Origin of the sequence: Streptomyces lancefieldiae (assembly GCF_031845825.1) — a bacterium.
In the GTDB taxonomy this organism is placed as follows: domain Bacteria; phylum Actinomycetota; class Actinomycetes; order Streptomycetales; family Streptomycetaceae; genus Streptomyces; species Streptomyces lancefieldiae.
Genome location: NZ_JAVRFH010000068.1, coordinates 16,183 through 28,802, shown reverse-complemented (window position 1 = coordinate 28,802; position 12,620 = coordinate 16,183). Strand labels below are relative to the sequence as shown.

Below are 12,620 nucleotides of genomic sequence, written 5' to 3'. Positions count from 1 at the left end.
GGGAGTGCCCCCGGCCGGCCGGTCACGGCCCGCCCCGGGCCCGTGCGCCCCGGTGCGGCACCCGGTGGTGCGGCACCCGGTGGTGCGGTCGCCGGCCCGCGCGCCGCACGTCACCGCCGTCCGGCGGGGTGCGGTCCACCGTGCCGGACGCGCCCGCCGGGCCGTCCCGGCACCCCGCGCGCCCTGGAAGGCTCATGAAGATCTTGGTGAGCCTTCTAGGGGTCGGCCACCCCTAAAGGGCTGGTGCCCGCCTGCCCGCCGCCGTTAGACAGGTGCGGGACCCGACCGGGCCCCGCACCACCAACCGACACAGACAGCGACCGCGCGACCCGAGAGGCGAGGTGAGGAACATGGCGGTGGCGCCCAGCGCCGAGGGATGGGCACCGTTCCGCGGGCACCGCACCTGGTATCGGGTGACCGGCAGGCCGGACGGCGGACGGCCGCCGGTCGTCGTCGTGCACGGCGGTCCGGGCAGTACCCACGACTACCTGCTGCGGCTCGCCGCGCTCGCCGAGGACGGCTGGCCCGTCGTCCACTACGACCAGCTCGGCAACGGCGCCTCGACCCACCTCCGGGACGCCGGAGCGGACTTCTGGACCGTCGGGCTCTTCCGTGCCGAACTGGACAACCTGCTGCGGCACCTGGGCATCCAGGACCGCTACGTGCTCGTCGGCCACTCCTGGGGCGGACTGCTGTCCGCGGCGCACGCGGCCGACCGCCCCGAGGGGCTGCGCGGCCTGGTGATCGCCGACTCCCCGGCCTCCTACCCGCTGTGGCGGCAGGAGATGGAGGTGCTGCGGGCCGCGCTGCCGCGCGGGGTCGACCGGATCCTGCGCGCCCACGAGCGGGCCGGCACCGTCGACTCCCCGGCCTACGTCGCGGCTGTGCGGGTCTTCAACGACCGGCACGTGTGCCGGGTGCGGCCCTGGCCGCCGGAGTACGTCGCGACGGTGATGGAGATCGCCAACAACCCCACCGTCTACCGCACCATGAACGGACCCAGCGAGTTCCACGTGGTCGGCACCCTGCGGGACTGGTCGGTGGAGGACGTACTGCCCGACATCACCGTGCCGACCCTGGTGCTCTCCGGCCGCCACGACGAGGCGACCGAGGTCACCGTGCGGCCCTTTCAGGAGCGGATCCCCGATGTCCGCTGGGAGGTGCTCGAGGAGTCCAGCCACATGCCGCACCTCGAGGAACCGGAGCGTTTCCACGCCCTGCTGGTGGAGTTCCTGAAGGGGCTGGACGCCTGAGACGGCCATGACCCGGTCTGACCGGCGGAGGGAGGAGGGAAGGAGTGGACCGAAGGATGGGTGGCATGTCCCCGCACGCGTTGAGCTCCGAGGAGAGTCCGCGGTTCCGGGCGTTCGGCCCGCACCAGATCGATGAGGTGGCCCGGCGCCACGGGCTCCCGGCGGACGCCCTGGAGGCGGTCCGGGCGGTGTCGCAGGTGCTGCCGTTCCGTGTGAACGAGTACGTGCTCAGCGAGCTCGTGGACTGGCACCGGATCCCCGAGGACCCGATCTTCCAACTCGTCTTCCCCCAGCGGGGAATGCTCGAGCCGGCCGAGGTCGAGCTGCTGATCGACCTGGGCCGCCGGGCCGGGCGCAAGGAGATCGCTGCCGAGGTGCGGCGGATCCGGGCCGGCCTCAACCCGCACCCCGCCGGACAGCTGCAGCTCAACGTCCCCACCCTCGCCGAGGAGCAGGTGGCCGGCCTCCAGCACAAGTACCGCGAGACCGTCCTCTACTTCCCCAGTCAGGGCCAGACCTGCCACGCCTACTGCACCTACTGCTTCCGGTGGGCGCAGTTCATCGGCGACGCCGACCTGCGGTTCGCGGCCCGCGGCCCGGAGCAGCTGCTGGCCTACCTGGGGCGCCATCCGGCGGTGACCGACGTCCTGGTCACCGGGGGCGACCCGATGGTGATGTCCACCGAGCGTCTGCGCACCCACCTGGAGCCGCTGCTCTCCGTGGACACCGTGCGGACCGTGCGCATCGGCACCAAGTCGGTGGCGTACTGGCCGCAGCGCTTCGTCGGCGACGCCGACGCCGACGACGTCCTGCGCCTCTTCGAACAGGTGGTGGCCTCCGGCCGCAACCTTGCGGTGATGGCCCACTTCAGCCATCCCCGCGAACTGGAGACCGCGCTCGCCCGCAGGGCGCTGGCCCGGATCCGTGCCACCGGAGCCCTGGTCTACTGCCAGGCCCCGCTCATCGCGCACGTCAACGACGACGCCCGTACCTGGGCCGACCTGTGGCGGGGCGAGCTGGCCTCGGGTGCCGTCCCCTACTACATGTTCGTGGAACGGGACACCGGGCCGCGGCAGTACTTCGAGGTGCCGCTGGCCCGTGCGCACCGTATCTTCCGCGACGCCTACCAGCAGCTGCCCGGCCTCGCCCGCACGGTCCGCGGCCCGGTGATGTCCACCACCCCCGGCAAGATCGTGGTGGACGGCGTGGAGGAGACCCCGCAGGGCCGGTTCCTCCAGCTGCGGATGCTCCAGGCGCGTGACCCCGGCCTGGTCGGGCGGCCGTTCCGGGCGCTGTACTCCGAGACCGCGGCCTGGGTGGACCATCTGGAACTCGACCCGTCCACCCCGTCCGACATCGCCGCCGTCGTCGGCCCCGCGACCCGCCAGGCGCTGTCCGGCGCCCACGGCTGAGCCACCCCGCGTCCGCGACGGCGCGCAGCAGCACCGGCCTGCGCGCGGGACACCCGCAGACCGGTGCCAGGCACCCGAAGGGAAACCGCCATGTCCGGCCGGAAGATCTCCCCCAACCTCGCCCTCGACCAGCGGGTCGCCGAACGCAGGGCGCGTGGTGAGCGCATCGTGCACCTGGGCTTCGGCGAGTCCCGCCTGCCGGTCTTCCCGCCGCTGCGCGAGGCCCTCGCCCAGGGGGCCGGGCGCAACGCCTACGGGCCGGTGGTCGGCGCCGAGGACGTGCGCACCGCGGTGGCCGGCTGGTTCGACCGGCGCGCCCTGCCCACCGCGCCCGACCAGGTGATCGTCGCCCCGGGCAGCAAGGCCCTGCTGCTCGCCCTGCAGTTGGTGCACCCCGGGGACGTCCTTCTGCCGACCCCCTGCTGGGTGACCTACCGGCCGCAGGCCGTGCTCGCCGGCAAGCGCGCCCTGGGCGTCCCCGTGCCGGACGAGTGCGGCGGGGTCCCCGACCCGGACGCGCTGCGCGCGCGGATCCGCCGGGCACGCACGGAGGGCCGGCGCCCGGGCATCCTCGTCCTCACCTCGCCGGACAACCCGACCGGCACCACCGCCGGACCCGCGCTCGTGCGTGAACTGTGCGCGATCGCCGAGGAGGAGGAGCTGCTGGTGGTCTCGGACGAGATCTACCGGGACCTGCTCCACGATCCGCGGCGCCCCTATCTGAGCCCCGCCGAGGTGCTGCCGCACCGGACCGTGGTCGTCACCGGCCTCAGCAAGAACCTCGCGCTCGGCGGCTGGCGGATCGGAGCCGCCCGCTTCCCGGCGGACGAGCACGGCCGGCGGCTTCGCGACGACGTCGCCTCGGTGGCCAGCGAGAACTGGTCCACCCTCGCCGGGCCGATGCAGCAGGTCGCCGCGTACGCCTTCGCCGAACCACCGGAGCTGCGGGCCCGGCTGGTCGCCGACGCGCGACTGCACGGCACCGTGGCCGCGGCCGTGCACGAGCGCTTCGTGGCGGTCGGCGCCACCTGCCGACCACCGACCGGCGGGTTCTACGTCTACCCCGACTTCGAGCCGCTGCGCGCCCCCCTGGCCCGTCAGGGCGTGACCGACGACGAGGGACTCCAGCTGCTCCTGGAGGAGCTCGGCGTGGCCGTGCTGGCCGGCCGCCACTTCGGCGACGACCCGGCGGCGCTGCGCTTCCGCGCCGCCACCAGCATGCTCTACGGCGACACCCGCGAGGAGCAGCGCGCCGCGCAGCGCGCCGTCGAACGGGGCGAGGACCCGCTGCGGCTGCCCCATGTCGCCGAGGTCCTGCGCGACCTGGAGCGGGCACTGGCCAAGCTGACCGCCGTCTGAACGGAGCGAACCACATGGAAACCCACCCCCGGCACACCGGACCGGACCGTGCGGCCGACCCCGGGACCGCCGACGCGGACCGCAGCGCGATGGTCTTCCCCGGCATGGGACCCCAGGACTTCGGTTCGGTGGGAAAGTTCATGCTGATCGACCCGGAGGCGGCCCGCCTGGTGGCGGAGGCCTCCGACGTCCTGGGCTACGACCTGTTCCTGCGCTACCGCGACAGCGAGGCCGACTACGCGGAACCCGCCCAGGTGTCCTTCCTGGTGGTGTGCCTCACCCTCGCCGGTTGGGCCGAGGAGCACCTGGGCGCCGACCCGGCGTACTGCACCGGCCCCAGCTTCGGCGGCAAGGCGGCCGCGGTGCACTCCGGCGCCCTCGGCTTCCGGGACGCGGTCCGGCTCACCGCCCAGCTGGCCCGCTACGAGAAGGAGTACTTCGGCCGGGAGCACCCGGGCGTCCTCACCCAGTCCTTCGCCCGCACCCCTCCCGAGGCGCTCGCCGAGATCCGGGCCGAACTGGACGAGCTGGGGGAGTGGCACGAGATCTCCTGCGAGCTGGACACCGACTTCGTGATGCTCTCGCTGCGCGCCGAGCGCCTGAGGTGGTTGCAGCAGCGGATCCGGGCCGCCGGCGGACTGCCGCTCTACACCGTGGACCCGCCCGCGCACTGCCGGGCCTTCGGGCCCCTGCGGGACCGGGTGGAGGCGGAGCTCTTCCCCCAGCTGACCTTCACCGACCCCACCGTGCCGGTCGTCGCCGACCAGGACGGCTCCGTCCGGACCACGGCCGACGGGGTGCGGACCATGCTGCTGGACGGCTTCGTACGGACCGTGCGCTGGCCGACGGTCGTCCGGGCGCTCGCGGAGAGAGGCGTGCGCGAGCTCCATGTCTGCGGTCCGGACAGCCTGTTCGGGCGGGTCCCGGTCGTCCGCGACACCTTCCGCGTCATCCCGGTGGAGCCGCGTACGGTCCTGAACCCGCGGCGCCGTCCGGTGGCGGTCTGAGAGACGGGGCGCGTGGCCACGCCGCGGCCGCGCGCCCCCGCCGACGCGGGTCAGGGCCGCAGCCGGGCGCTCATCCGCTCGACCAGGGCCGGCCGGTCCACCTTGCCGTTGGCGTTCACCGGGATCTCGCCCAGGACGTGGATCTGCTGGGGCGCCATGTAGTCCGGCAGCTCCTCCATGCAGAAGGCACCCAGCTCCACCTTGTCCAGCTCCGCCCCGTCCGCCAGCGTCACGAAGACCGCCAGCATCGGGTCGGCGCCCTCCACGGGCAGCAGTACGGCGCTCGCCGCGGCCACCCCGGCGAACTCCGCCACCCGCCGTTCCACCTCGGTCAGCTCCACCCGGTTGCCGCGGATCTTGACCTGGGAGTCGGCCCGGCCGTCGAAGTACAGCTCACCGCCCTCCCCCCGGTGCCCCAGGTCGCCCGTGCGGAAGACGGTCTGCCCGGTCAGCGGGCTCAGCGGGTCGGGCACCAGGGCCCTCGCGGTGGCCTCGGGGTCGCCCCAGTAGCCGGTGAACAGCGAGGAGCTGCGCAGATGGATGTGGCCCACGACGCCGGGTTCGGTGATCGCCCGGTTCTCCTCGTCCAGCAGCATCATCTCCGCCCCCCGGTGGGCGAACCCGATCGGCAGTTGTGTCAGCCCGTCCGGCACCGGGCGCGGCACGTCGGTGAAGGAGGCGGCCACCGACTCGGTGCTGCCGAAGCAGTTGACGATGCGGGCGTGCGGCAGCAGCTCCTGGAGCCGGCGTACCTCCGGCAGCGGGAAGGGCTCCCCGGAGAACAGCACGCCGTGGATCCGGTCACCGAGGGTTCCCAGCTCCTCGGCCTCGCTCCGCAGCGCCCCGCGCCAGATCGACGGGGCACCGTTCACCTGGGTCGCCTCGGTCTCCCGCAGGAAGCGCACGAAGCGGCGCGGCCAGCGCAGCAGCGCCCTGGGCACCGGCACCAGGGTCGCTCCGCTGCCCAGGGCCAGACCGATGTCCAGCAGGGAGAAGTCGAACTGGAAGGGCGCGGTGGAGGCCACACGGCTTTCCGGGCCGGCGATGCCGTGTCCGAGCATTCCCCGGTAGAAGGAGAGGATGGCCCGGTGGCTCATCACCACGCCCTTGGGCCTGCCGGTCGTACCCGAGGTGAAGACCATGTACGCCGGGTCGGCGGCCGTGACCTCCTGGCGCACCGGGGTGCGCGGCGTCGGCGCCCGTTCCACGACGAGGCCCTCGGGCCCGAAGCGGCCGGTGCCCATGTCGTCCGGGACGCCCTCCCTGCGGCTGTCGACGGCCTTGAGGTAGAGGGCCGGCCGCACGCTCTCCACGATGGACAGCAGCCGCCTGGTCGGTGTCTCCGGGCTCACCGGGACGAACGGCAGGCCCAGGGAGGAGCAGGCGAGCAGCGCGGCCACGGCCGACGGGGAGGTGTCCGTCTCCAACAGCACCCGGTCGCCGATGTCCAGGCCGAGCTCGGCGAGGACGGCGGCGTAGGATTCGGCGCGGTGCTCCAGTTGGCGATAACTGAGAAAGCCCGTCTCGTTGTCGACGAATTCCATGACCGCCGGCTTCTCCGGAGTCAACCGGGAACCCGCCAGCAGGAATTCGTGGAGCTTCTCCGTATGGTTCTGGGCGTGGGTGAATACTTCCCGACTCATCATCGCCTCACTGGGTCACCTCGGGGTTCGCAACACCGGGAATGCTAGTGGCGGTAGCACCCCTACCGACCCCCTAGAAAAAGGGCGTCGCCCGGCCCGTTCCGCGCAGGCGGCGGGCCCCGGCCGTATGCGCGGGCGATGCCCGACGCGGTGAGCCGCGGGAACAGGTCAGACGGACGCGCCGTTTCGCGAGGTGAGCTCCAGTCCACGCTGCCCGAGTACGGTCGCCAGCGAGCTCCGGCCGCTGATGCCCAGTTTCTTGTAGGCGCGGGTGAGGTGCTGTTCGACCGTGCTGACCGTGATGAAGAGCGTGCTGCTGATCTGCCGGTTGGTGTGCCCGGACGCGGCCAGCTGCACCACCCGCAGCTCGGCCTCGCTGAGCGAGGTGGACTCCCCGGCGTCCGGACGGGCGACCGCTGCCGGCCCAGGGGTGACCTCCCGGCGCTCGGCTGCGGACTTGACGGTCGGTTCCCGGGTGGCGGACGAGCGGCGCACCACGAACTGACCGCGTGTCGCGGGGCGGCCCATCGCCACCGCCGGCCCGGTGGCCCGGGCGGCGCCGTCAGGGGCCGGTCGGCCCGGCCCGCGGGAGTGCTCGAGCGCCTTCAGGGTGCGCTCCATCTCCAGCAGGTGTCCCGCCGCGCGGAAGTACTTGGCGGCTCGGTTGATGATGCCCGCCGACTCCGAGGGGGCGGCCGCCATGGCCAGCACCCGCAGCGCCAGTCCGCAGGCGTACGGATCGGTGTCCACCGCCAGCTCGACCTGCTGCCGGGCCAGGTCCCGGGCGATGGCGACATGCCCCAGCTGGAGGTTGGCCTCGGCCAGGTCGCTGCGCCACGGCACCAGGGTGCCACCGCCGTCCTCCCACTCCCGGGTCTGCCTCTGGCACCGCTGGAAGGCGGCGGCCGCCGCGAGCGGGCGGTTGGTGGCGAGCTGGTAATGCCCCCACGCGCGTAGATAGTGCATGCCTCCGGCGGTACGGAAGGCGGCCTCCGGCACGGGCCGCTTCAGGGTCCGCCCTGCCGCGTCGAGGTCGCCGACGGCGATCTGGGCCTGGAGCAGGGTGGTGAGCGGGTGGGTGATGGCGACCCCCCAGTTGTGGTCGCCGAGCATCTCCAGTGCGGCGTCGGCCCGTTCGGCGGCCTGTGACAACTCACCGGAGCGGAGCAGGATCTCCGCGCGCAGCGACTCCAGCATCGCCTCCCAGGTGACCGCGCCCCGGTGGTGGGCCTCTCGGCTCAGCGTCACGCACCAGCGGTCGGCCCGCTCCGTCCGGCCGCCCCGGACCAGCGTGGCGACCGCCATGGCTATCGCCTCCAGGGCGGTGTCGCCCAGCCGGCAGTTGTGGAGCAGTCGTTCGGCGCTGGCGAGGGTCGCCTCGTCGCCGCGGTGCCGCCACATCCCCAGCAGGCTGTCGGCGGTGTGGTCCCAGGGGGTGGACCGCCGCTGGGCCTCGCTCTCCCCCTCCTCCTCGGACACCGGACGCGGCCCGAAGTGCCACTGGTGGGCGAGGTCGAGCTCGACCGCGCTCTGCGGGTCGACGGGCTCGGGAGCGGCCCGGAGGACCTCGCGGGCCCGGAGATAGGTCTCGCGGTCGCCGTGCCACAGCGCGTGCCGCATCACCGCGAAGCAGTCGGCCTGTCCCACCCGGACCGAGGAGGGATCACCGACCACCAGTTCCCGCAGCGGGGCCACGTACGGGGTCACCGCCGAGGGGCTGACCCGCCACAGGCAGCGCACGATGGACTGCTGCAGGGTGCGCCGTTCGGACTCCTCCGTCGTGCTGGCGAGCGCCAACTCCAGGCAGCGCCCCGCGAACTGGACGTCGTCGCCGAGCAGTGCCTCGTAGGCGGCGGCCCGCAGCAGCGGCACGGCCCATCCGGCGGAGGCGTTTCCGGCGGCCACCAGGTGCGCGGCCACCTCGGTGGCCCCGGCCGCGCCGTGCTTGAGTTCCGCCGCGTGCGCGTGCAGCCGGGCCCGGCTGGAGGGGGAGAGCCCGCCCAGCACCGAGGAGGCGGTGGTGGGTTCGTGGTAGACGCCGTCGACCAGCAGCCCTGCCCGGTGGAGCGCCTCCAGCATGTCGACCACGGTCTCGGTGTCGAGCGAGGTGAGCCGGGTGATCAGGGAAACGCTGCTGTGGCGGTCCAGGATCGCCACGGCGGCGGCGACGTCGAGCAGTTGGGCGTCGGAGTGGCCCAGCAGGGCACCGACCGCACGGGTGTAGAAGGGACCGGCGGTGACTCGCCCGCTGCCGGTGCCGTGCCGGTAGTCGTCGATGAGGGCGTGGGCCAGCATCGGGTTGCCGGCGCTGAGGGTGTGCACGGAGGCGGCGATCTTCCGCTGCTCCGCGTCGTCCGTCAGTTCCGTGAGCAACTGCTCGATGGAGTGGACGGACAGGGGGGCGAGCTGCACCGCGTGGTAACGGGGCTGACGGGCGAAATAGCCGCTGAGCCGGAGGGCGGAGCTCTGCCAGTCGGGCTGGGTGAGCACGATCAGGATCCGCGCGCAGCGAATGCGCCGCTGCAACTGCAGGAGTAACTTGAGCGACGTCTCGTCGGCGAAGTGAAGATCGTCGACGCCGATCACCACGGGACGTTCGCGCGCCAGGCCGAGCAGGGCGTCGCAGACGTCCCTGACCACTCTGGCCTCCGCATTCTCGTACGTCGGGTCGCCGGGGAGTGTTTCCCGCATCCTGGTCAGTGACGGGACATCGATCTCCGCCGACGTGTTCGCCAGCATCTGATCGATCACCGCCGCACCGATCTGCTGCTCGTCGCGGGCACCGGTCGCGCTCAGCGTGAGCGCCCCGGCCTTGGCCGCTCCTTCCAGAAGTTCTTCCTGCAGCGCGGTCTTGCCGCTGCCGATGCCGCCGCTGACCAGCACCAACCGACCGGCTCCGGCGGAGCTTTGCTCGAATTGTGCCCACAGATAATCACGCGCTGTGTCCGGCGTAATGCGCAATTGCCCACTGACGACGGTCGCCATGCTCATGTGCCCCCGTATCGATTCAAGCAGATAGTGCCGTGACGCCATGCCTGTAGATACGTTCGAACCTTAGCAGAGATTTTACTAGTTACGGGAAGAATCTTGGTCGAGTTTGCGATGAGCTGAAGGGTTGTACCAGTCCCTCGTGGAGTTCCGGAGCGGCCTGACGAATTCCTGATGCTCCAGTCGTACTTCCGGTGTCCGGCCTGGTGCTGGTCCGGTCCGGCCAGGCTCTTCGGGGGCTGGAACGTCCCCTCCGCCGTCCACCACCGCCCGGCCGTTCCCACCAGGGTCTGCAGTGGTGACGGAGTGGTCAAGTGGCAGAGGCGGCAGGCGGGTTCGCCGGCGCGGCGGTTGCGGCGGACGAGGGACGGCGGTGGCCGGGGGCCTCGGCGGTGGTGCGGTGTCGGCAGGAAAGGGGGACCGGTCGGTCAGCCTGTGGCGCCCCGCTGGTCGGCGACGACGGAGGCGATGATGTCGTCGAGGGAGCGCCGCGGCCGGAACCCGACCTGGCGCAGCGCCTTCCCGCAGTCCGGCACCCTGCGCTCCATGTCCTCGAAGCCGGGGCCGTACGCCTGCTCGTAGGGCACCTTCTCCACGGTGCTGGACGAGCCGGTCGCCGCGATCACGCGCTGGGCCAGCATGCCGATGCTGGTCTGCTCGGTGTTCCCCAGGTTGTAGACGGTGCCGTGGGCGCTCTCGTCCTCCAGCAGCGCGACCAGCGCGGGAACGACGTCCAGGACATGGCAGAAGCACCGCACCTGCTGGCCGTCGCCGAAGACGGTCAGCGGCTCGCCGGCCAGCGCCTGGGCGACGAAGCGCGGCACCACCATCCCGTAGCGGCCGCTCTGCCGCGGACCCACGGTGTTGAAGAGCCGGACGATCACCGTGCGCACGCCGTACTCCACGCCGTAGAGGTGGGCCAGCGTCTCGTCGAGCGCCTTGGCCTCGGCGTACGACCAGCGGTTCAGCAGCGGGGAGCCCACGATCCGGTCGGCGTCCTCGGTGAGGCCGTCCGCCGTGTTCTTGCCGTAGACCTCGCTGGTCGAGGCCACCAGGATCGGCACCCCGTGCCGTCGGGCTGCCTCCAGCACCGTCTCGGTGCCGTCGAGATTGGTGCGCAGGCTCTCCAGGGTCTTGCCGAGAATGGTGAAGACGCCGACGGCGGCGGCCAGATGGTAGATCGCGTCCACCCCGGCCATGCAGCGCTCCACGGCCTCGGCGTCGCAGACCGAGCCGCGGACCAGGGTCAGCCGTCCGCCGTCGCCGAGGCCGGCGAGGTTCTCCTCCCGGCCGGTGCTCATATCGTCCAGCACCACCACCTCGTGGCCCAGGCGCAGCAGGTGCTCGGCGAGGTGCGAGCCGATGAAGCCCGCTCCTCCGGTGATCAGGCAGCGCACGGTGTGGTCCTTTCCCAGGGAATGCGGGACGGTCGTGGGTGGGTCACGGGGTCTGCCCCACGCGGGTGCCGTCGGCGAGGCGGAAGCGGTAGGTGGAGTCCACCACCAGCGGGCAGTCGGCGACCCAGTCGTAGTGCTGACCGGGGTGCGCGGTGTGGAGCAGGACCAGGTCCCAGTCCGCGCCGTCCGGCTGCTCCGCGCTGGTCATCTCGGTGCCGTCGGGCAGGGTGAGGTGCGTGACCAGCGGGTCGTGGTACTCGACCCGGGCCCCGCGCCGGGTCAGCTCGTCGATGATGTCCAGCGCCGAGGAGGCGCGGACGTCCTGCACCCCGGGCTTGTACGCCACACCCGCGACCAGCACCCGGGCCCCGGCCATGGCGCGCCCGGCGTCCGAGAGGACGTGGTGGATCCGGTCCACCACGTCGCGAGGCCGCTCGGCTATGGCGTTCATCGCCTGGTTGACCAGCGGCGCCGCGGTGCGGGTCGCACGCAACTGCCACAGCAGGTAGTGCGGGTCGCACGGGATGCAGTGCCCGCCCACGCCCGGGCCGGGGTGGAAGGCCATGAAGCCGTACGGCTTGGTGCGGGCGGCCTCGATCACCTCGATCGGGTCGAGGGCCAGCGCCCGGCAGATGTCGGCGAACTCGTTGGCCAGCGCGATGTTCACGGCGCGGAAGGTGTTCTCGTAGAGCTTGGTCATCTCCGCGGCCTCCGGGGAGGCGACCAGGTGCACCTCGGGGGTCAGCCGTTCGATCACCCGGGCCGCGGCGGCGGCGCACCGGGGGGTCACCCCGCCCAGCACCCGGGGGACCTCGTCCTGGGAGTGGGTGACGTTGCCCGGGTCGATGCGCTCGGGGCTGGAGGCGACCAGGATGTCCTCGCCCACGGTCAGGCCGCGTGCGGTGAGCGGCTCGACGAGCATCCGCCGGGTGGTGCCGACGAAGCTGGTGGAGGTCAGGATCAGCGTCTGTCCGCGGCGGGCATGGCGGACCAGGGCGTCGCACGCGCTCTTGATCGCCTCGAGGTCGGGCAGCAGGTGGCGGTCGACCGGTGTAGGCACGCAGACCATCACGGCGTCCGCCTCGGCCAGCCGGGAGATGTCGTCGGCGAGTTCGAAACCGTCCTGCCACAGCGCCTTCTCCAGGCGGCGGTGGTCCGTCTCGATGAGGTCGACGGTACGGGCCTCGATGGCCTTGAGCCGTTCGGGGCTGTGGTCGATCCCGAGCACCCGTATTCCGTTCTCGAACAGTCCCAGCGCGGTCGGCAGCCCGACGTAACCCAATCCGATGACCGCGACCGAGACGATCTCGGCGGGAGAGGCAGGGGATTCTTCGGTGGTGCAGGTGTTCGGCATTGTCCACCAGAATTCACTGAGTAGGCCCAACGTTTCCCCGTGGGCAACTGGATGACGCGGACGAGTGACAATCCGGTGGGATTTCTGCCGGGAGGAAGCGAGGCCGAGAGGAGCCTCGAAAATTCCTGTGGAATGCCCTCGTGTCGATTTCCTTGAAATCCGTGCGAAGCAGCGTACGAGCCGGGTGTGCCGTTTCCTACCCCTACC

The 12,620-nt window shown here is 72.2% G+C and carries 9 protein-coding genes; 4 read left to right on the top strand and 5 right to left on the bottom strand.

The annotated features are described in order from the left end of the window. Positions 1–22: 22 nt before the first annotated feature. Positions 23–196 carry a hypothetical protein gene (locus tag RM812_RS36480; RefSeq protein WP_311583460.1) on the bottom strand — a complete coding sequence of 58 codons (174 nt, stop codon included), beginning with the start codon at positions 194–196 and terminating at the stop codon, positions 23–25. A gap of 154 nt (positions 197–350) precedes the next feature. Here RM812_RS36480 and RM812_RS36475 point away from each other — a divergent pair, with 154 nt between their 5' ends. From RM812_RS36475 to RM812_RS36460, 4 genes are all read left to right on the top strand, one after another. Next, positions 351–1,253 carry a proline iminopeptidase-family hydrolase gene (locus tag RM812_RS36475; RefSeq protein WP_311583457.1) on the top strand — a complete coding sequence of 301 codons (903 nt, stop codon included), beginning with the start codon at positions 351–353 and terminating at the stop codon, positions 1,251–1,253. Between the two features lie 65 nt (positions 1,254–1,318). After that, positions 1,319–2,665: a KamA family radical SAM protein gene (locus RM812_RS36470; protein ID WP_311583453.1), complete on the top strand. Its 1,347-nt coding sequence runs from the start codon at positions 1,319–1,321 to the stop codon at positions 2,663–2,665. 90 nt (positions 2,666–2,755) lie between these two features. Further along, positions 2,756–4,024: a pyridoxal phosphate-dependent aminotransferase gene (locus tag RM812_RS36465; RefSeq protein ID WP_311583449.1), complete on the top strand. Its 1,269-nt coding sequence runs from the start codon at positions 2,756–2,758 to the stop codon at positions 4,022–4,024. An 89-nt stretch (positions 4,025–4,113) separates the two neighbouring features. Further along, positions 4,114–5,031, top strand: a complete 918-nt coding sequence (locus RM812_RS36460) for an ACP S-malonyltransferase (RefSeq protein WP_449657858.1) — start codon at positions 4,114–4,116, stop codon at positions 5,029–5,031. 50 nt (positions 5,032–5,081) lie between these two features. Here the strand turns inward: RM812_RS36460 and RM812_RS36455 are convergent, their stop codons facing one another. From RM812_RS36455 to RM812_RS36440, 4 genes are all read right to left on the bottom strand, one after another. Further along, positions 5,082–6,674, bottom strand: a complete 1,593-nt coding sequence (locus RM812_RS36455) for a D-alanine--poly(phosphoribitol) ligase (RefSeq protein ID WP_311583444.1) — start codon at positions 6,672–6,674, stop codon at positions 5,082–5,084. Positions 6,675–6,842: 168 nt separating this feature from the next. Continuing rightward, positions 6,843–9,557, bottom strand: a complete 2,715-nt coding sequence (locus RM812_RS36450) for a helix-turn-helix transcriptional regulator (RefSeq protein ID WP_394816563.1) — start codon at positions 9,555–9,557, stop codon at positions 6,843–6,845. Between the two features lie 533 nt (positions 9,558–10,090). Further along, entirely contained in the window at positions 10,091–11,059 is a 969-nt protein-coding gene (locus RM812_RS36445) for an NAD-dependent epimerase/dehydratase family protein (protein WP_311583441.1), read from the bottom strand. 43 nt (positions 11,060–11,102) lie between these two features. Then, positions 11,103–12,413, bottom strand: coding sequence for a nucleotide sugar dehydrogenase (locus RM812_RS36440; protein WP_311583437.1), 1,311 nt, complete (start codon positions 12,411–12,413; stop codon positions 11,103–11,105). Between the last annotated feature and the right edge of the window lie 207 nt (positions 12,414–12,620).